General features: G+C 65.8%; 20 protein-coding genes. 9 read left to right on the top strand and 11 right to left on the bottom strand.

The window, feature by feature from the left end; genetic code table 11:
* The first annotated feature begins 40 nt into the window (after nucleotides 1–40).
* The 3 genes from V6W80_RS00240 to V6W80_RS00230 all read left to right on the top strand — a co-directional run bounded on the left by V6W80_RS00240 (nucleotide 41) and on the right by V6W80_RS00230 (nucleotide 2,817).
* Nucleotides 41–1,666 carry a methyl-accepting chemotaxis protein gene (locus V6W80_RS00240; protein WP_017641520.1) on the top strand — a complete coding sequence of 542 codons (1,626 nt, stop codon included), beginning with the start codon at nucleotides 41–43 and terminating at the stop codon, nucleotides 1,664–1,666.
* 97 nt (nucleotides 1,667–1,763) lie between these two features.
* Entirely contained in the window at nucleotides 1,764–2,396 is a 633-nt protein-coding gene (locus tag V6W80_RS00235) for an HAD hydrolase-like protein (RefSeq protein ID WP_064307116.1), read from the top strand.
* A gap of 10 nt (nucleotides 2,397–2,406) precedes the next feature.
* Nucleotides 2,407–2,817 (top strand): DUF2141 domain-containing protein, encoded by a 411-nt coding sequence (locus tag V6W80_RS00230; RefSeq protein WP_064307115.1) that lies wholly within the window; start codon nucleotides 2,407–2,409, stop codon nucleotides 2,815–2,817.
* Between the two features lie 730 nt (nucleotides 2,818–3,547).
* Here V6W80_RS00230 and trpA read toward each other — a convergent pair.
* The gene (gene trpA, locus V6W80_RS00225; protein ID WP_017641517.1) at nucleotides 3,548–4,354 is read right to left on the bottom strand and encodes a tryptophan synthase subunit alpha; all 807 of its coding nucleotides are present in this window, start codon (nucleotides 4,352–4,354) and stop codon (nucleotides 3,548–3,550) included.
* Nucleotides 4,351–5,559, bottom strand: a complete 1,209-nt coding sequence (trpB, locus tag V6W80_RS00220) for a tryptophan synthase subunit beta (protein ID WP_338545565.1) — start codon at nucleotides 5,557–5,559, stop codon at nucleotides 4,351–4,353. The genes trpA and trpB overlap by 4 nt, the downstream gene beginning before the upstream one ends.
* A 92-nt stretch (nucleotides 5,560–5,651) precedes the next feature.
* On the opposite strand from trpB, the gene V6W80_RS00215 reads away from it, so the two are divergent.
* Nucleotides 5,652–6,548 carry a LysR family transcriptional regulator gene (locus V6W80_RS00215; RefSeq protein WP_338545564.1) on the top strand — a complete coding sequence of 299 codons (897 nt, stop codon included), beginning with the start codon at nucleotides 5,652–5,654 and terminating at the stop codon, nucleotides 6,546–6,548.
* Between the two features lie 39 nt (nucleotides 6,549–6,587).
* Here the strand turns inward: V6W80_RS00215 and V6W80_RS00210 are convergent, their stop codons facing one another.
* Nucleotides 6,588–6,911: a DUF883 family protein gene (locus V6W80_RS00210; protein ID WP_007160170.1), complete on the bottom strand. Its 324-nt coding sequence runs from the start codon at nucleotides 6,909–6,911 to the stop codon at nucleotides 6,588–6,590.
* Nucleotides 6,912–7,129: 218 nt separating this feature from the next.
* Here V6W80_RS00210 and V6W80_RS00205 point away from each other — a divergent pair, with 218 nt between their 5' ends.
* Both V6W80_RS00205 and V6W80_RS00200 read left to right on the top strand, forming a co-directional pair.
* Nucleotides 7,130–7,345 (top strand): dodecin, encoded by a 216-nt coding sequence (locus V6W80_RS00205; protein ID WP_017641514.1) that lies wholly within the window; start codon nucleotides 7,130–7,132, stop codon nucleotides 7,343–7,345.
* A 44-nt stretch (nucleotides 7,346–7,389) separates the two neighbouring features.
* A complete protein-coding gene (locus tag V6W80_RS00200) occupies nucleotides 7,390–7,617 on the top strand; it encodes a DUF1161 domain-containing protein (RefSeq protein WP_017641513.1) in 228 nt (75 codons plus the stop codon).
* Nucleotides 7,618–7,704: 87 nt separating this feature from the next.
* On the opposite strand, the gene hmpA is transcribed toward V6W80_RS00200, so the two are convergent.
* On the bottom strand, nucleotides 7,705–8,874 hold the full coding sequence (gene hmpA, locus V6W80_RS00195) for an NO-inducible flavohemoprotein (protein WP_338545563.1): 1,170 nt from the start codon (nucleotides 8,872–8,874) through the stop codon (nucleotides 7,705–7,707).
* Nucleotides 8,875–9,005: 131 nt separating this feature from the next.
* On the opposite strand from hmpA, the gene norR reads away from it, so the two are divergent.
* A complete protein-coding gene (norR, locus tag V6W80_RS00190) occupies nucleotides 9,006–10,544 on the top strand; it encodes a nitric oxide reductase transcriptional regulator NorR (protein WP_338545562.1) in 1,539 nt (512 codons plus the stop codon).
* An 18-nt stretch (nucleotides 10,545–10,562) separates the two neighbouring features.
* On the opposite strand, the gene choX is transcribed toward norR, so the two are convergent.
* The gene (choX, locus tag V6W80_RS00185) at nucleotides 10,563–11,480 is read right to left on the bottom strand and encodes a choline ABC transporter substrate-binding protein (protein WP_338545561.1); all 918 of its coding nucleotides are present in this window, start codon (nucleotides 11,478–11,480) and stop codon (nucleotides 10,563–10,565) included.
* A gap of 21 nt (nucleotides 11,481–11,501) precedes the next feature.
* The gene (betC, locus tag V6W80_RS00180; RefSeq protein ID WP_338547506.1) at nucleotides 11,502–13,001 is read right to left on the bottom strand and encodes a choline-sulfatase; all 1,500 of its coding nucleotides are present in this window, start codon (nucleotides 12,999–13,001) and stop codon (nucleotides 11,502–11,504) included.
* Nucleotides 13,002–13,119: 118 nt separating this feature from the next.
* On the opposite strand from betC, the gene V6W80_RS00175 reads away from it, so the two are divergent.
* Nucleotides 13,120–14,106, top strand: coding sequence for a choline sulfate utilization transcriptional regulator (locus V6W80_RS00175; RefSeq protein ID WP_338545560.1), 987 nt, complete (start codon nucleotides 13,120–13,122; stop codon nucleotides 14,104–14,106).
* A 7-nt stretch (nucleotides 14,107–14,113) separates the two neighbouring features.
* Here the strand turns inward: V6W80_RS00175 and gloA2 are convergent, their stop codons facing one another.
* From gloA2 to V6W80_RS00160, 3 genes are all read right to left on the bottom strand, one after another.
* A complete protein-coding gene (gene gloA2 / locus V6W80_RS00170) occupies nucleotides 14,114–14,503 on the bottom strand; it encodes an SMU1112c/YaeR family gloxylase I-like metalloprotein (protein ID WP_282286052.1) in 390 nt (129 codons plus the stop codon).
* A complete protein-coding gene (locus V6W80_RS00165) occupies nucleotides 14,503–15,669 on the bottom strand; it encodes a lactonase family protein (RefSeq protein WP_184289272.1) in 1,167 nt (388 codons plus the stop codon). Before V6W80_RS00165 ends, gloA2 begins: the two co-directional genes overlap by 1 nt.
* A gap of 262 nt (nucleotides 15,670–15,931) precedes the next feature.
* Nucleotides 15,932–16,390 carry an anti-virulence regulator CigR family protein gene (locus tag V6W80_RS00160; protein ID WP_064307106.1) on the bottom strand — a complete coding sequence of 153 codons (459 nt, stop codon included), beginning with the start codon at nucleotides 16,388–16,390 and terminating at the stop codon, nucleotides 15,932–15,934.
* Between the two features lie 192 nt (nucleotides 16,391–16,582).
* On the opposite strand from V6W80_RS00160, the gene V6W80_RS00155 reads away from it, so the two are divergent.
* The gene (locus V6W80_RS00155; protein ID WP_156522279.1) at nucleotides 16,583–16,741 is read left to right on the top strand and encodes a hypothetical protein; all 159 of its coding nucleotides are present in this window, start codon (nucleotides 16,583–16,585) and stop codon (nucleotides 16,739–16,741) included.
* 13 nt (nucleotides 16,742–16,754) lie between these two features.
* Here the strand turns inward: V6W80_RS00155 and V6W80_RS00150 are convergent, their stop codons facing one another.
* Together V6W80_RS00150 and prlC are read right to left on the bottom strand one after the other, a co-directional pair.
* Entirely contained in the window at nucleotides 16,755–17,027 is a 273-nt protein-coding gene (locus tag V6W80_RS00150) for a YheV family putative zinc ribbon protein (RefSeq protein ID WP_017641503.1), read from the bottom strand.
* On the bottom strand, nucleotides 17,024–19,120 hold the full coding sequence (prlC, locus tag V6W80_RS00145; RefSeq protein ID WP_338545559.1) for an oligopeptidase A: 2,097 nt from the start codon (nucleotides 19,118–19,120) through the stop codon (nucleotides 17,024–17,026). The genes V6W80_RS00150 and prlC overlap by 4 nt, the downstream gene beginning before the upstream one ends.
* Nucleotides 19,121–19,123 lie beyond the last annotated feature (3 nt).

Below are 19,123 nucleotides of genomic sequence, written 5' to 3'. Positions count from 1 at the left end.
GCCGTTAAAGGAGACCTCACTCTTCACCGGGGCTGCCGCCGTGACCTTTCGTTCCTTCTCCCTCGCCATTCGCAGCGTGTTGTGTTTCGGCCTGCTGGCCATCCTCGTCGCCAGTCTGGGCCTGTTCGGCCTGTTGCAACTGTCGCAGATCCGGGCCCAGGGCCAGGTGATCGAGACCAACAACGTGCCCAGCATCGTCGAAGCCGACAACCTTGCCCTGCAACTGGCCCGCACCCGGGTCGAGGTGCTGCGCCTGCTGGCCATTCCGGACGCCGCTACCGTCGCCAACACGCGCAAGAAGATCGACAGCATCAATGCCGACATCGGCGCCGCTTTCGGTCGCTATGACAAGCTCGTCAGCAGCGACCGCGAGCGCCAGGCCTTCGAGGCCCTGCGCCAGATCCATGGCGACTATGTCCGCTACACCGCGCAACTCGCCGACCTCATCGGGGCCGGCAAGGTCGACGAGGCCCGCAGCCTGATCCAGACCAGCATGGCCCAGCTCGGCGTACAGATGAACGAGCGCACCGAAGCCCTGCGCAAGATCAACCAGGAAGACATCAAGGCCGCCTCCCAACACTCCGGCGACACCTATGCCCAGGCCACCTCCATCACCTGGATGGTCATCGCCCTGGCCCTGGGTCTGACCGTGCTGCTGGCCTGGCGCCTGACCCTGAGCATGACCCGACCCATCGCCGAGGCCGTGGCCGCCGCCCGGACCATCGCCAGCGGCGATCTGACCCAGACCCTGGATACCCGCGGTCACGACGAAGCCGCCCAGCTGCTGCAAGCCATGCAGCAGATGCAGACCAATCTGCGCGACACCCTGGGGCACCTGGGCCATTCCGCTACCCAGCTGGCCTCCGCCGCCGAGGAAATGACCGCGGTCATGCAGGAGAGCGCCCACGGCCTGCAACAGCAGAACAGCGAGATCGAGATGGCGGCCACCGCGGTCACCGAGATGAGCCAGGCGGTGGACGAAGTGGCCGGCAATGCCACCTCCACCTCGTCCGAATCGCGCCAGGCCGCCGATACCGCGCGCCAGGGCCAGCGGCAGCTGGGCGATACCTTGGGCGCCATCGAGGTGCTCACCGAAAACGTGCTGGGTGCCAGCGAACAGGCCCGCCAGCTGGCTGAACAGACCCGCAACATCAGCCAGGTGCTGGACGTGATCCGCTCGGTCGCCGAACAGACCAACCTGCTGGCGCTCAACGCCGCCATCGAAGCCGCGCGTGCCGGTGATGCCGGTCGCGGCTTCGCCGTGGTCGCCGACGAGGTGCGCGCCCTGGCCCATCGCACCGGTGAATCCACCCGCGAGATCGAAGGCATGATCGGCAGCATCCAGCAGGGCACCGGCCAAACCGTCGATGCGCTGCTGACCAGCGCCGACCAGGCGCGCCAGACCCGCGAGCAGGCGCAGTCGGCCAACGCCGCCCTGGCCGCCATCGCCCAGTCGGTGTCGGGCATCGACGAGCGCAACCTGGTGATCGCCAGCGCCGCCGAAGAGCAGGCCCAGGTGGCCCGCGAGGTGGATCGCAATCTGGTACGCATCCGCGATCTGTCGGTGCAGACCGCTGCCGGTGCCGAACAGACGCGCGCCGCCAGCCAGCAGCTCTCCGAACTGGCGGTGGAGCTCAACGGCCAGATCCGCCGCTTCCGCGTGTGACCTGTCCGGCAGGGACACCCCTGCCGGATCCCATCGCGGTGGCAAAACCGGGAGGCGACCGCTACGCTGGCGCCTTCGCCCACCGTGCCTCTCTCGCATGAGCTATCGCTACGTCATCTTCGACTTCGACGGCACCCTGGCGGACAGCCTGCCCTTTCTGTTGAGCTGCCTGGGCGAGCTGGCGCGAACCCATGGCTTTCGGCAGCCAGCTGCCGACGAGTGGCCCCGGCTGCGCGCCGCCTCCCTGACCGGCCTGCTCGACAGCCTGGGCATCCCGCTGTGGCAGGTACCGCGCATCGCCCGCCACTATCGCCGCCTGCTGGTCCAGCGCGGCGACCAGGTGGCGCCCTTCGCCGAGATTCCCGCCACCCTCGACCGGCTCCAGGCCAACGGCCTGGCGCTGGGTCTGGCGACCTCCAATTCCGCCGCCGCGGTCCATCAGGTACTGCCCCAGGCCGGACGGTTGTTCCCCGATGGCGAATTCGATATCCCCCTGCTGGGCAAGGCCCGGCGCCTGACACGGTTGCTCCGCCGCCAGGGCATCGCACCGGCCGAGGCGCTCTATGTCGGTGACGAGCTGCGCGATCTCCAGGCTGCGCACCGCGCCGGGCTGGATTGCGCGGCCGTGGCCTGGGGCTATGGCTGCCCGGTGACGCTGCGTGCGCAGCAGCCCGATCTTTTCTTCGAACACCCGGTCGAGCTGTTGCGGCTGCGGCCCTCCCCCTGCTGAAGGAATGTCCATGAAGTCTCTGTTGCTGGTCGCTGGTCTTTGTCTGAGTGGTGTGCTGCACGCCGCCGAGCTGCAGGTGCGGGTGGAGACGGTCGATGCCTCGGGGGGCCAGTTGCTGCTGGCGGTATTCGATAGCGAAGAGGCCTGGAAGGCGCACAAGACGCCGGTGGCCCAGGCGCATCTCGCTGCACAGGCAGGTGCCCAGGAACAGCGCTTCGACCTGCCACCCGGACGCTACGCCGTGTCGGTCATCCACGACAGCAACAGCAACAGCCAGCTGGATACCAATTTCATCGGCATGCCCACCGAACAATACGGCTACAGCAACAATCCGCCGCTGCGCATGCGCATGGCCACCTTCGAGGAATGTGCCTTCACCCTGCCAGCCGCAGGTCTGCGCCAGCAGGTGACGCTGCGCTAGGACGCAGGCTTAATGCACAGGCTTCCAAACAGAAAATCAACAGAGTTATCCACATGACTTTTAGCGTCGATCGCTGAACCCCGAGCTGAACAGGCGTGGATAACTCCTTGGGCTGGCAAAAGAAATCCCTTGACTCGGGCATATCTCGAAAAACTGATCATTATTTGATCGATCCTCTGGAAACCGCGCCAGCTCTGGTCTCTGGCACTGGACGAACAACCTATCCACAGCCCTATGCAACGCTATTGTGGGTTGTGGAAAACGCCTGAAACAGTTTTGATCATTTTTTGTACGATCCTCTGCAGGCCTTGCCAGCCCTGGCGTACAGATCAGGTCCCACATCTTTTCCACAGGCACGCACACAGCAGATGTGGGCAAACCAGCCAGGAGAAACGTCTTCTGGGGTCATGCATAGCCTGAGCGGAATTGGTTATTTATTGAGCAATTTTCCTTGGACAGTTGCCCCAACGGTTGCTGACAACTTGCCCAAGGCTTATCCACAGCCTTTACCTGTCAAGCAATGACGGCACGACAGGCAATCGTCCGCAGCCTGACCGGTTGAATCTGACCGTCGCCAATTCGATCAACAAGGTCAGTATCCCCGCAGCCCTTCTGGCGCGCGGCTTTGCGTCGGTAGCGAACAGACTGCCCACAACCTTATGCACAGTTTGCAAAGCATTCGGGCATAAAAAAGACCGCTTTAGGCGGTCTTTTAAGCACTGGCAAGTACTCAGCGCGCAGTACGTACGCTGTCCGACAGCTGCTTGCAGAGGCCGAGCACGCCATCGATGGCAGCGCCCGAAGATTCGGCCTTGGCGATCTGGTCGACGAATGCCGAACCCACTACCACGCCATCGGCGATCCGGGCGATCACGCGGGCCTGCTCCGGGGTACGGATGCCGAAGCCGACGGCTAGCGGCAGGTCGGTGAAACGACGCAGGCGCGCCACGGCGGCCTCAACGTGCTCGGTGGTGGCCGAGCCGGCACCGGTCACGCCCGCGACGGATACGTAATAGACGAAGCCGGAGCTGGTGTTGAGTACGCGCGGCAGGCGGGCGTCATCAGTGGTCGGGGTGGTCAGACGGATGAAGTCGATACCGGCGGCCTGGGCCGGCAGCGCCAGCTCGGCGTCGTGCTCGGGCGGCAGGTCGACCACGATCAAGCCATCCACGCCCGCTTCGGCGGCTTCCGCCAGGAAGCGCTCCACGCCATAGCGATGGATGGGGTTGTAGTAGCCCATCAGCACCAGTGGCGTCTCCCCCTCCCCGCGACGGAAGTCACGCACCATCTCCAGGGTCTTGGCCAGATTCTGGCCACCCTGCAGGGCACGCAGGGCAGCGGCCTGGATGGCTGGACCGTCGGCCATGGGATCGGTGAAGGGCATGCCCAGTTCGATGACGTCGGCGCCGGCCGCCGGCAGGCCCTTGAGGATGGCCAGGGCGGTGGCATAGTCCGGATCGCCCGCGGTGGTGTAGGTGACCAGGGCCGCGCGGCCCTCGGCCTTCAGCGCGGCGAAGCGGGTTTCCAGACGGCTCATAGCTTGTCTCCCAGGTGGCTCATCACGGTCTGCATGTCCTTGTCGCCGCGGCCCGAGAGGCAGATCACCATGAGGTGGTCCTTGGGCAGGTGCGGCGCGCGCTTGTAGGCCTCGGCCAGGGCGTGGGCGGATTCCAGGGCCGGGATGATGCCTTCCAGACGGCAGGTCTGGTGGAAGGCGGTGAGCGCCTCGTCATCGTTAATCGGTACGTATTCCACCCGCTGCACATCGTGCAGGTGGGCGTGCTCCGGGCCGATGCCGGGATAGTCCAGACCGGCGGAAATGGAGTGGGCGTCGATGATCTGGCCGTCGTCGTCCTGCAAGAGGAAGGTGCGGTTGCCGTGCAGTACCCCGGGCACTCCGCCGTTGAGGCTGGAGGCATGCTTGTCGGTGTTCACGCCGTGACCACCGGCCTCGACGCCGACGATGGCGACGTCGGTGTCATCGAGGAATTCGTGGAACAGGCCCATGGCATTGGAGCCACCGCCAACGCAGGCGATCAGGCTGTCGGGCAGGCGCCCTTCTTTTTCCAGGATCTGCGCGCGGGTCTCACGACCGATCACGGCCTGAAAGTCGCGGACCATGGCCGGATAGGGGTGCGGACCGGCCACGGTGCCGATCAGGTAGAAGGTGTCGGCGACGTTGGTCACCCAGTCGCGCAGGGCCTCGTTCATGGCGTCCTTGAGGGTACCGGTACCAGCGGTGACCGGAATCACCTCGGCGCCCAGCAGCTTCATGCGGAAGACGTTGGCTTGCTGGCGATCGATGTCGGTGCTGCCCATGTAGATGACGCAGGGCAGGCCGAAGCGCGCGGCCACGGTGGCGGTGGCCACGCCGTGCATGCCGGCGCCGGTCTCGGCGATGATGCGGGTCTTACCCATGCGCTTGGCCAGCAGGATCTGGCCGATGCAGTTGTTGATCTTGTGCGCGCCGGTGTGGTTCAGCTCTTCGCGCTTGAGATAGATCTTGGCACCACCGAAATGCTCGGTCAGGCGCTCGGCGAAGTACAGCGGATTGGGACGACCGATGTAGTCACGCTGAAAATAGGCCAGCTGGTCGAGAAACGCCGGATCTTCCATGGCGGTCTCGTATTCGCGCTGCAGATCGAGGATCAGCGGCATCAGGGTTTCGGCGACATAGCGGCCACCGAACTGGCCGAACATGCCTTGAGCGTCGGGGCCCTGGCGATAGGCGGTCTGGGTCATGGGATTCTCCTGCGAAGATGGATCTACCTTACCTGCTTGAGTGCCGGTGATAAATCGATAAGATCGCGATGACCCGTCAGGAAATCTCACAGATGAGCGAACCCCGCGACCTGCCTCCCCTTAATGCCCTACGTGCCTTCGAAGCCACCGCTCGTCTGGGCGGTATGAGTCGCGCCGGAGACGAACTGCATGTGACCCACGGCGCCGTGAGTCGCCAGATTCGTGCACTGGAGGAACAGCTCGGGGTGGCGCTGTTTCGCCGTGAAGGTCGGGGGCTGGCGCTGACCGAGGCCGGGCTGCGCCTGCGCGAGGTGAGCGGTGAGGTTTTCGAACGGTTACGCGAGGTGTGCGCTGAACTCAAGGCTGGCAGTCGCCAGGGACCCTTCGTGCTGGGCTGCCCGGGCAGCCTGGTGGCCCGCTGGTTCATTCCGCGACTGGATCGCCTCAATCGCGATCTGCCGGAGTTGCGCCTGCACCTCTCGACCCGTACCGACGATACCCCGCTGGCCGCTGCCGGCCTGGACGCCAGCCTGTTGTTCACCGAGACGGCGCCGCCCCAAGACGTGATGCCCTATCACCTGGCGCCTGAGCGGATCGGGCCCGTGCTGAGTCCCTACTGCCCGGCCTATCTGCGGCTCAGGGACGGTGATCTGCAGGCCTTGCTGGCGGAGCGACTGCTGCACACCCTGTCGCGGCCCCAGGCCTGGCCACAGTGGTTCGCCATTCAGGGCCTGGCGGCACCGGCGCTGGAGTACGGGCAGGGCTTCGAGCACCTCTATTACCTGCTGGAGGCGGCGCTGTCGGGATTGGGGGTGGCGATCGCACCGGAACCACTGGTGGCGGCGGATTTGAAGGCGGGCAGGCTGGTCGCGCCCTGGGGCTTCGCGACGACCGGTGCGGAGCTGGCGCTGTGGGCGCCGGGTCGGCTGGCGGATGAGCGGGTGGAGCGGTTGGCGGCTTGGCTCAGACAGGAGCTGGCCGAGCGCTAGCGCCCGAGGCATCCCGTGGGATGCCTCGAACTGCCACGATCAGTGGTCGCCGCGCAGCAGCGCCCAGCCGACCAGAACGGTCACGCCAGCGGCGATGCCGACGGTGGCCCAGGGATGTTCGCGCGCCACGCCACTGGCGGCACGGCCGTACTGACGGGTCAGGCGACGCACGTCGTCATAGACTTCTTCCAGCGAATCGCCCGAATGATGCAGGGCTTCGCGAGCGGTGCTCTTGAAAGAGTTCAGGCTGCTGCGGGATTCGCGCGCCGCGTTCTTCTTCAGCGATGCCAGCGAGTCGAGCAGGCTGTTGATTTCGTTCTCGATGCTGGCGATGGACGCCTGGTAGTCGGTGTTACGGGCCATGACAACCTCCTGAGATGGACGGATTCAGGAAATGTGACTACCGAGCCGTTGGAAAGTGCTGCATAGCCGTATCCGAGAGCCTGGGCAGTGAACTTATCGGGACCTTTCGCGGCCTCAAATGGCAGAGGCACCCTTCCCGGCGAGTCGACCGCGACACCGGTCAACGCGTTGCCGGCTATCCGCTGCAGCGCCCGTCATTGCTGACCCAGGAGATTTTCATGTCCGATCATCACACCTACAAGAAGCTGGAAATCGTTGGCTCTTCCACCACCAGTGTCGAGGACGCCATCAATAATGCCCTCGCCGAGACTTCCAAGTCGGTGAAGAACCTGGAATGGTTCGAAGTGGGTGAAATCCGCGGTCATATCCAGGACGCCAAGGTGGCGCACTATCAGGTCACCCTGAAGATCGGCTTCCGTATCGAAGCCAGCTGAGCCGCTATTCAAGACCTCCCTCCCCTCGCAAAAGGACAGGCAAGATGCGTAGAGTCGTGATTACCCTCGGTTTGTTGGCCCTGAGCAGCGGAGCTTTCGCCGCTGGCACCTCGTGCGACACGGTCAAGGCCGATATCGATGCCAAGCTGCAGGCCAAGCAGGTAGCGCACTACAGTCTTGAGGTGGTGGACAAGGGCAGCGCCAGCGCCTCCGCCAAGGTGGTGGGCAACTGCGAAGGCGGTAGCAAGGAAATCGTCTACCAGCGTCGCTAGGTCTCCGGCTGCCGGGCGCTGCCCCAGGTAGCGCCGGCCGCTGCCGATGCAACGCCCGCCACCGAGAGGTGGCGGGCGTTGTCGCATCTAAAGGTCCGTAGCAGGTCCGAAGAATTCGTGACGGATCTGCTTTTCCGGCACCCCCAGCTCCAGCAGATCCCGTCGCACCTGGGCCATGAAGGGCTGCGGGCCAAGAAGGTAGGCGTCCAGGTCGCGATCCTTGGGCAACCAGCGCTGCAGGCGCGTCCGGTCCAATCGCGAGGCGTAGGCCTCTTCCGCCACCGGCTCGCTGTAGCAGAAGTACAGCTGCAATTGCGGGTGATGGGCGGCCTGCTCTTCCAGCCAGTGCCCGAAGGCCTGCACCCCGACATGGCGGGTGCAGTGGATCAGCTGAATCGGCCGGCCGCTGGGCAGGGCCGCCGATACCATGGGCAACAGCGGCGTGATGCCGACGCCGCCAGCGATCAGCAGCAGCGGCTTGGTCGATTCCTGCAGGACGAATTCGCCGGCTGGCGCGAAGACCTGCAACACGCCGCCTTCATGGGCATCGGTGTGCAGGTAACGCGAAACCACCCCACCTGGCTGATGCTTGACGCTGATGCGATAGCCCTGGCCATCGCTGGCCGCCGAGATCGAGTAGTTGCGTCGGTATTCGACCCCGTCCAGGGTCAGGCTCAGACCCAGGTACTGGCCGGGCTGGGCGATGCTGGTCGGCAGGCCGTCCACCGGCTCCAGGTAGAAGGAGCTGATCTCTTCGCTTTCCGGTTCGATCCGCGCGATGCGGAACGGGCGTCCGCCGCGCCAGCCTCCAGGCGCCTCGGCCTGGGCCGCATAGCGCTGTTCCTCGGCACCGATCAGCAGGTTGGCCAGCTGACCATAGGCGGCAGCCCAGGCATCGATTACTGCATCGGTGGCGACCTCGGCTCCCAGCACCTCGCGAATGCTCTGCAGCAGGGCGATACCCACCAGCGGATAGTGATCCGGCTGGACCTGCAGGGAGACGTGCTTGTTGACGATCTGCTCCACCAGCGGCCCCAGGGTATCCAGGCGATCGATGTAGCGGGCGTACATCAGCACCGCCCGGGCCAGCGCCCGGGCCTGGGCGCCACTGGCCTGGTGGGCGCCATTGAACAGCGGGCGGATCTCGGGATTGTCGCCCAGCAATTTGGCGTAGAAATGCCGGGTGAGGACCTCGCCCCCGGTTTCCAGCAGGGGGACGGTAGCCGTGATGATGGCTTTTTGGTCGGATGACAGCATGGCAGGGATCTCCAAACAGGACTGCCCTGTCCCTATCACGAGTCGTGCCAGCCTAAAACTTGCCCTGGATCAGGCTTTTAGCCAGTGCGCAGGTCATAATGACCAGGTCCCTATGACTCGCTGAGGTCAAATTGACCCGCCCCACTCTGCTCGATGTGATGGTACCGCTGGTGGCGGATCTGGCCCGCGACCTGCCCGATCAACAACGCTACGCCAGTCTGCTCGATGCCCTGCGCCAGGTCCTGCCCTTCGATGCGGTGGCCCTGCTGCGCCTGGATGGCGAGGTGCTGGTGCCCCTGGCGGTGCGCGGGCTGGCAGCCGACACCCTGGGACGCCGCTTCAAGGTCGGTGAGCACCCGCGTCTGGCCCTGCTGCTGGCGAGTCGCGCGCCCACCCGCTTCGCCCTCGATTGCGACCTGCCCGATCCCTACGATGGCCTGGTGGAAGGCGTGCAGGGGCACCTGGAGGTCCATGACTGCCTGGGCTGTCCGCTCTATGTGCAGGACCAGCTCTGGGGCCTGCTGACCCTGGATTCGCTGCAGGCGCAGAATGCCCGACCCGAGGATCTCACCACCCTCGCCGCCTTCGCCGGCCTGGCCGCCGCCACCGTGGCCGCCGCCGAGCGCATCGGTCAGCTCTCCGCCCGCATCGTCAGCGAGCACGAATTGACCGTGGCCTATCAGCAATCGGTGGGGCACCAGCGGCCTCGCGAACTCATCGGCCAGAGTCCGGCCAGCCTGCGGCTGCGCCAGGAGATCGACACCGTGGCGGCCAGCGATCTGACGGTGCTGATCACCGGCGAGACCGGAGTCGGCAAGGAACTGGTGGCCGAAGCCGTGCATGCCCGCTCCCTGCGCCAGCAGCGGCCGCTGATCAGTCTCAACTGCGCGGCGCTGCCCGAGGCGCTGGTGGAAAGCGAACTCTTCGGCCATGTGCGCGGCGCCTTTTCCGGTGCCGTCAGCGAACGTCGCGGGCGCTTCGAACTGGCCGATGGCGGCACCCTGTTTCTCGACGAGGTCGGCGAATTGCCGCTGACGGTGCAGGCCAAGCTCCTGCGGGTGCTGCAGAGCGGCCAACTGCAGCGGCTGGGCTCGGATCGCGATCTCAAGGTGGACGTGCGCATCATCGCCGCCACCAACCGCGACCTGGCCGACTGCGTGCGCGCCGGACGCTTTCGCGCCGATCTCTACCACCGCCTGAGCGTCTATCCGCTGGCGGTACCGGCCCTGCGCGAGCGTGGCCGGGATGTCCTGCTGCTGGCCGGTTTCTACCTGGAGCAGAATCGCGCCCGCCTGGGCCTGCGCGGCCTCCGGCTGACACCCGCGGCGCAGCGCACCCTGCTGGCCTACGCCTGGCCGGGCAACGTGCGCGAACTGTCGCACCTCATCAGCCGGGCGGCGCTCAAGGCCCATGCCGGCAGCGAGGAACGCGGCGGCATCCTGACCCTGGACAGCGAGCAGCTCGGCCTGCCGCTGGGCAGCACGGCGCTGCCCGACGAGGATCTCGTCCTGCCCGCCACCTCCCTGCGCGAAGCCACGGAGGCCTTCCAGCGCCAGACCATCACCCTGGCCCTGGAACAGCATGGCCAGAACTGGACCCTGGCCGCCGCCGCCCTCGACCTGGACCGCGCCAATCTCGCCCGCCTGGCGCGACGGCTGGGGCTCAAGTAGCGCTTGGAGAATTAGCGGTCAGAGCGCTTGCTGTACCGCTGGCAAGCCGGGTTGGCCGTCGCGGGTGGTGACGCCCTGCAGCCAGGGCTCCAGCACCTGGGGATGGGCCTTGAGCCAGGCCTTGGCGGCGGCATCGTAGCTGCCGCCCTTGTCCCGTGCGGCGCTCATGACGGCGTTTTCCATGTCCAGGGTGAATTTCATGTTGGTCAGCAACCGGGCCGGATTGGGGCACTGCTCGGCGTAGCCGTTGCGCGTCAGGGTGTTCACCGTGCCGGCGGTACCGAAATACTTGTCGCCCCCGGTCAGGTACTTGATCGGGTAGTCGACGTTCATGGGATGCGGCGTCCAGCCGAGAAAGACCACCCACTTGTCACGCTTCACCGCGCGCCCTACCTGGGACAGCATGGCCTGTTCGCTGGACTCCACCAGCTGCCAGCTGCCCAGGCCGAATTCGTTGTCCTGGATGATCTTCTGCAACGACTGGTTGGCCGGCGCACCGGCCCCGATGCCGTAGATCTTCTTGCCGAACTGGTCGGCATGCTTGGCCAGATCGGCGAAGCTCTTCACCCCGCCCTCCCAGACATAGGTGGGCACCGCCAGAGTGAATTCGGTACCGACCAGGTTCTGCGCCAGCTCGGTCACCTGGCCGGTCTTCACGAACTGGTCATAGTGCGCCTGCTGCGCCGGCATCCAGTTGCCGAGGAAGGCGTCCACCTGCCCGTTGCGCATGCCACCGTAGATGATCGGCACTGCCAGGGTCTCGACCTTGCTGGTGTAGCCCAGCGCGCCCAGGACCGCGCCGGTGAGGGCGTTGGTGGCGGCGATGTCGCTCCAGCCCGGATCGGCCAGGCGAACCGTTCCACAGGCCTGATCCTCGGCCTGGGCCGACAGGCTGACCAGGGCCAGCGTGAACGTAGCGATGATTCCGTGTTTCATGGCCGTGCTCCAGTTAGCGGTTCAGGGTTGAGGGTAGCGGGCGCGACGCTCCAGGTCGTCGAGATCGATGTGATTGCGCATGTATTGCTGGCTGGCATCGACGAAGGGCTGATGATCCCAGCTGGTCCGCTCGCCCTGCTCCAGGGCCGCCGCGACGAAGCGCCGCCGCCGCTGGCTGGCCAGTACCTCGCCATGCAGGCGCGCCAGATCCCAGCGCTGGCGAACCTCGGCCTGGAAGCTGGCGAGCAGCTCGGCATAGTCGGGGCTGGCGGCCAGGTTTTCGCGTTCCAGCGGATCGTTCTGCAGATCGAACAGCAGTGGCGGGTCCAGCTCGCAGTGGATGTACTTGTAGGGGCCGCGGCGGATCATCAGCAGCGGGCTGACGGTGCCCTCGGCCAGGTATTCGCCGATGACCTCGTCATGCCCTGCCCGGCCTTCCAGGTGCGGTAATAGCGAACGACCATCCAGCGGCAACTCCGCCGGCAGCCTGCCGCCGGCCAGCTCGACGAAGGTCGGCAGCAGGTCCATGGTCGACACCGAGGCCTGCACCCGCGCCGGGGCGAAGCGCCCGGGCGCATGGATCAGCAGCGGTACCCGCGCGGCCATCTCGAACCAGTGCATCTTGTACCAGAGTCCGCGCTCGCCGAGCATGTCGCCATGGTCGCCGGAAAAGACGATCACGGTATCGTCGGCCAGACCGCATTCTTCCAGGGTCTTGAGCAGGTGGCCGACCTGGGCGTCGACATAGCTGCAGGCACCGTAGTAGGCCTGGCGGGCGTCGCGGATCTTGGCCTCGGGCAACGGTTTGTCCCACAGATCGATCACCTTGAGCAGGCGCTGGCTGTGGGGGTCCTGCTCGGCCTGGGGAATGGCGCCTTCCGGCAGCGGGATGTCGACCTCGTCGTACAGGTCCCAGAACTCGCGGGGAATGGTGTAGGGATCGTGGGGGTGGGTCAGGGACACGGTCAGGCAGAACGGCTGGTCATCGCCGCGACGCACGTGATCGTAGAGATACTGGCGCGCCTTGAAGACCACCTCTTCGTCGAAATCCAGCTGGTTGGTGCGCACACAGGGCCCGGCCTGCAGCACCGAGGACATGTTGTGGTACCAGCTCGGGCGCACGTCCGCCGCGTCCCAGTTCACCGCCCAGCCATAGTCAGCTGGATAGATGTCGCTGGTCAGGCGCTCCTCGTAGCCGTGCAGCTGATCCGGTCCGCAGAAGTGCATCTTGCCCGACAGCGCCGTGCGATAGCCGAGGCGGCGCAGGTGGTGGGCGTAGGTGGGGATGTCAGCAGCGAAGTCGGCGGCGTTGTCGTAGGCGCTGATCTTCGACGGCAGCTGGCCGCTCACCAGGGTGAAGCGCGAGGGCGCACACAGCGGGCTGTTGCAGTAGGCGGAGTCGAACACCACGGCGCGCTCGGCCAGGCGTTGCAGATTCGGCAGCTTGATCGGCGAGGCGGCGTCGTACAGCGGCAGGATGGGTGCCGCCATCTGGTCGGCCATGAGAAAGAGGATGTTCATCGGCTTGGACAAGAGCGCCTCCGCTTCGAATCAGGGTTGCTTATGGATAACCCATCATCCGACGCCAGGAAAATCACGTGAAGGGCATAGAAGATGATGTTTCGGATAAGCTGGGCTTATGTCTGACCCTCATAGGGATTTCACTTTGGACGCCACGACGTCTGCCGACCGCCCTGCCCTGGCACTGGACAGTCTGCGCACCTTCGAAGTGGTGGCGCGCCGCCTGAGCTTTACCGCGGCGGCCAGCGAACTGGGCACCACCCAGCCGGCCATCAGCCAGCAGATCAAGCGCCTGGAAGCCCAGTTGCAGGTGCGGCTGTTCGATCGGGTCCATCGCGGCATCCTGCTCACCGAAGCCGGACGGCTGTTGCAGGAATACGTCGAGGCCGGCCTCGCCACCCTGGACGAAGGGGTACGCCTGGTCACCGCCCGGCCTGCCCACGAAGTCCTGCAGGTGGCCACCGACTTCGCCTTCGCCGCCTATTGGCTGCTGCCGCGCCTGCCGCGCTTCCATGCCCGCCATCCGGAGCTGGACGTCAGCCTGGTCACCAGCGATCGAGTGCCCCTGCCCGGCCCGGAGATCGACATCACCCTGGGCTTCGGCGACGGCCGCTTCAAGCATGGCGAGGCCTGGCCGCTGTTTCGCGAGGAAGTCTTTCCGGTGTGCAGTCCGCGGCTGCTCCAAGGCCGGCAACCGCCGCTGCCCGCCACGGAGCTGGGGCGCTGGCCGCTGCTGCACCTCAAGGCGGCGCCCAACAGTCGCTGGTACGACTGGAAGACCCTGTTGCCGGCGCTGGACCTGGCGCCCCTGCCCGCGGCACCGTCCGGCGCGGTGCTGAGCTTCGACAACTACACCCTGGTGATCCAGGCCGCCATTGCCGGCCAGGGGCTGGCGATCGGCTGGCGCCACCTGGTGGACGACCTGCTGCAGCAGGAGCTGCTCTGTCGCCCCTTCGCCGGACTGGCCACCTCGCGCTACGGCTATTACGCCATCCTGCCCGAGCGCAAGCGGCGCCAGCGGCTGGTGCAGCGCTTTCTCGACTGGCTGCTGGAAGAGCTGGAAATGCCGCGCGAGTCCCTGGCCGGCGTACAGCTGGCGACCTGAGCTGAACTCAGCGCTCGTAGACTTCCAGTGGCAGATCGTCAGGATCGGCGAAAAAGGTGAATCTCCTGCCGGTCAGCTCGTCGGTACGGATCGGCTCGGTGACCACGCCATGGCCCTGCAGGTGGGCGACGGTGGCGTCCAGGTCGGCCACGGCGAAGGCCAGGTGGCGCAGGCCCTGGGCCTCCGGGCGCGACGGCCTGGGCGGGGCATCGGGAAAGGAAAACAGCTCCAGCTGGGCATGCGCGCCTACCGCCAGATCCAGCTTCCAGGAGCGCCGGGCCTCGCGATAGGTCTCGGCGATCACCGGCAGCCCGAGGATCTCGGTGTAGAAGTGCCGGGAGCGTTCATAGTCGGCACAGATCAGCGCCACGTGGTGCAGACGGTCGAAGTGGGTCATCAGGGTACCGCGACGAATTTGAGGTCCGCCGGGGCGCCCACATCCAGGCTCTGCAGTTCATCGCCGAGCGTGCCGCTGTCGGGATCCCGGGCGAAAACCTTGAGCTGGTTGGATTTCTGGTTGGCCACCAGCAGGTACCGCCCGGACGGGTCGATGGCGAATTCCCGTGGCGACAGGCCATTGACCGGATGGCGCTGGACAAAGGTCAGGGTGCCGTCGGGATTGACCGCGAACACCGCCAGCTGGTTGTCCGTGCCGCGACTGGCGACATAGAGGAAGCGCCCGTCGCCGGACAGGTGCAGGGCCCCGGCATCCCGCTCGCCTACGAATTCCTGGGGCGTCAGGCTGTAGCTCTGCAACTGCCTCAGCATGCCGTCCTGATGGGCGAAGGCCATGACCTGACCGGCCAGCTCCAGGGTCAGGTAGGCGTAGCGGCCATCGGCGCTGAACACCAGATGGCGCGGACCGCTGCCTTCCGGCACCGGGACGAAGGGCGTCTCGGCAGCCACCAGCGGCCGCTCCGGCTGCTGCGGCAGATAGCGATAGACGAACACCTTGTCGGCGCCCAGATCCGGGGCGAAGACGAAGCGGCCATCCGGGGTAGTCACCGCCGCGTGCACATGGCTGGACTGCTGACGCGGGTGCTGTTCGCTGGGCTGATGGAATTCGATCTGCGCCACTGGGCTGAGCACGCCGCCGTCCTGGATCGGCAGCACTGCCAGGGAGCCTTCCGGCAGGCTGGAGTAGTTGGCCACGAACAGGAACTTGCCATCGGTGCTGAGGCTGGAGTGAGTCGGCTCGTCGCCCAGGCTCTTGACCTGGCTGATCTGCTGCAGACGGCCATTGCCCGGTTCGAAGCGATAGGAGGTGACCCGGCCGATGCTGTCGCCACTCGAACCGCGGCCGTTCTCGTTGACGGCGAACAGGGTGCGGCCATCGCGGGACAGGGTCAGGAACGACGGATTGGAGGCCTTGACGATCCGTAGCGGGCCATCGATCTGGCCATTGCGACTGTTGAAGCGGTAGACATACAGTCCCTGGCTGCTGCCCGCGGTGTAACTGCCCACCAGCAGATTGAACAGACCGGGTTCGGCGCGGGCTGGGGCGTTATGCCCCACAAGCAGGGCGAACAGGGCCAGCGGCAGCAGACGGGGAAGAGCTCTCATGGGAAATCCTTGGCGAGCGATGGGCGTTGAGACCGATACGAAGCGGCCCGGTTTCCCTACCGTCTGAAGGCGGAGGGCGGCCGCGCGCGGCGGTTATTCTACTGAAATCCGGGCTGGCACTGTGCCAGAGGTCTTTCTCCATTTATCGCCTGCGATGGCGCGCCGGCCAGTTCCGTCGGGCCGGCAGGCCCCAGGAGCCTGTGCCAGAGCCTGCGGTGAGCTCGGCGCTACTCCTTGGCTACCGCTAAAAGAATCGTCCCGGTCAGTCCAGTACGCCTTGCAGGATGGCGTAGACGATCCCGGTGCCCACGGCGACCAGTACCATGTCGGTTCCCAGACGCCGCCATTCGTAGCCCGGGTAGTCCGGCAACTGGCGGGCGATACCCGGCGGCAGCGGTCGACCATAACCAGGTGGGAGAGGGCGCCCGCGCTCCAGACGCAGCCCCGGCGGCAGGTCGCCCCCGCGACCGATCTGGCCGCGTAGCGCCTGGATACGCTCCCGCGCCGGTCCCAGATCCGGCGGGCCGCCGGCACCCGGTCCGGCACCCGGGCGACCCTGGCCACGCGACTCGGGACCCGGTCCCTTGCCATGCGGAACGCTCTGGTCCTGCCAGCCCGGGCCATGCGGCCCCTTGGGTCCTCCCGGCCCATGTTCCGGCGGCGCGGCCAGAGCCAGGTTGCCTATCAGACAGAGGACTGCAGCAGAAAGGACGGTACGCATGGGGTTTCCTCGTCAGGGACGATGGCGTCGGCTATCCACTTGGAGTCTGATTGCAGGAAAAGACTCCCAAGTCATTCCAGGACTCTCCAGCCTGTGGATAAATCGGGGATAAAATCGGTATAACTTCAGGAGAAAACCCTGACGCCAATCAGAGACTCAATAAAATCCTTTTATTATCAATAGATTAAAAAGATGATCGGCTGGCTATCGAATCCGCTTTTTGTGGATAAAGCCTGGGACCCCCCTACGCTGACGCTCGTTTTCGCCTGCACTCAAGCCGTGCGCGGATCGATTTTCCCCAGCCTGGAAACGGAAAAGCCGCGCCTGGATGACCGGGCGCGGCTTTTCTGAAGGTCGCCTTTCGCTATTCCGGCTTTTTCAGCTTGGGATTGGGAAAGAACTGCACGGCCTGCACCTTGGGATCGGGCTTCTTGGGTTTCAGCGCACTGATATTGACCCGCGTCGGCAACTCCTTGGGGACCGAATTGCCACGCTCGTCCAGGGTGTCGCTGTAGCCGCAGGAGAGGCACTCGCGGTGGGGCGTACCGTCCTGGGTCCACATCTTCAGGGTGTCCTGCGCCTGGCACGCCGGGCAGACCGCCCCGGCGATGAACCTCTTGCGGATCGGCTCGCTCACGCCGCCTCCTCGCTCAGCCCGGAATGGCGGAGCAGGGCGTCGATGCTGGGCTCGCGACCGCGGAAGTCGACGAACAGCACCATGGGTGCCTGGGAGCCGCCGCGGGCCAGGATGGCCTCGCGGAAGGCGCGCCCGGTCTCGGGGTTGAAGACGCCTTCTTCCTCGAACTTGGCGAAGGCATCGGCGGACAGCACCTCGGCCCACTTGTAGCTGTAGTAGCCCGCCGCATAACCGCCGGCGAAGATGTGCGCGAAGCTGTTGGGGAAGCGGTTGTACGCCGGCGGACGCACCACCGAGATCTCGTCGCGGATGCCTTCCAGCACCTCGCGCACGCTGCGGCCGTCGCCATGGGTAGCGTGCAATTCGAAGTCGAACAGCGAGAATTCCAGCTGGCGCAGCATCATCAGGCCGGACTGGAAGTTCTTGGCCGCCAGCATCTTGTCCAGCAGCTCCTGGGGCAGCGGCTCGCCGGTCTCGTAGTGACCGGAGATCAGCGCCAGGCCCTCGGGCTCCCAGCACCAGTTCTCCATGAACTGGCTGGGCAGCTCCACCGCATCCCAGGCCACACCGTTGATGCCGGAGACGCTGGCGTGCTCGACGCGGGTCAGCAGGTGGTGCAGGCCATGACCGAATTCATGGAAGAGAGTGGTCACCTCGTCATGGGTGAGCAGCGCCGGCTTGCCGGGGCTGGCCGGAGTAAAGTTGCAGACCAGGTAGGCCACCGGATCGATCAGCCGGCCCTGGGCATCACGGCGCTTGTCGCGGGCACCGTCCATCCAGGCGCCACCACGCTTGTTGGCGCGAGCATAGAGGTCGAAGTAGAAGCGGCCGATGGCAGTGCCGTTCTCCTTGATCTCGAACAGGCGCACGTCGGGATGCCACTTCTCGAAGTCGCGCAGCTCGGCGATCTCGATGCCATAGAGCTTCTGCACCGTGGCGAACAGGCCGGAGAGCACCTTGTCCACCGGGAACCAGGCGCGGACCTCTTCCTGGGACAGCGCGTAGCGCTGCTGGCGCAGCTTCTCGGCGAAGTAGCCGGTGTCCCAGCTCTGCAGGTCCTGCACGCCCTGTTCGGCGGCGAAGGCGCGCAGTTCTTCCAGGTCGCGCTGGGCGAAGGGCTTGGAGCGCACCGCCAAGTCGCGCAGGAAACCCAGCACCTGATCACTGCTCTCGGCCATCTTGGTGGCCAGCGACAGCTCGGCGTAGTTGGCGTAGCCCAGCAGACGCGCCAGTTCCTGGCGCAGGTCGAGCAGTTCTTCCATCACTGGGCCGTTGTCGAACTGACCGGCGTTGGGGCCCTGCTCGGAGGCGCGAGTGGCATAGGCGGCATAGACTTCCTCGCGCAGGGCACGGTCGTCGGCGTAGGTCATCACCGCGTAGTAGCTGGGGAATTCCAGGGTCACCAGCCAGCCGTCCAGCTCCTTGGCCTGGGCGGCGGCCTGCAGCTGGGCCTTGGCCGATTCAGGCAGGCCGGCAAGGGCGGCTTCATCGGTGAGGTGCTTGGTCCAGGCCTGCGTCGCGTCGAGCAACTGGTTGGAAAACTTGCTGCCCAGCTCGGACTTACGCGCCTGGATGGCGGCATAGCGCTGCTGCTCGGCCGGCGGCAGGTCGATGCCGGACAGGCGGAAGTCACGCAGGGCGTGTTCCAGGGTGGTCTTCTGGCCGGCGTCGAAGCCCTTGGCTTCTTCGCTCTCGGCCAGGCGGCTGTAGGCCTGGAAGAGGTCCTTGTTCTGGCCGATCTCGGTGGAATAGGCCGACAGCTTGGGCAGGCAGGCCTCATAGGCGGCGCGCAGCTCGGCGCTGTTGCACACGGCGTTGAGATGGCCGATGGGGCTCCAGGCCTGGCCCAGCCGATCGTTCAGCTCGTCCATCGCCAGCACCAGGCCGGCCCAGGTGGGGTGTTCCTTCTGCGTCTCCAGCAACTTGGCCAGGGCGGCACGGTTCTCGGCCAGGACGGTATCGATGGCCGGCTCGACGTGCTCGGGCTTGATGGCGGAAAAGGGCGGCAGGTCGTAGGACTGAAGCAGCGGATTGCTGGCGCTCACGGCGTTCCCCTCGGGGCGATGGCTTTGACAGTTATATATGGAGCCCATCCT

The organism is Pseudomonas benzopyrenica (genome assembly GCF_036884265.1).
GTDB lineage: Bacteria > Pseudomonadota > Gammaproteobacteria > Pseudomonadales > Pseudomonadaceae > Chryseomonas > Chryseomonas benzopyrenica.
This window is presented reverse-complemented; position numbering and strand designations above follow the sequence as displayed.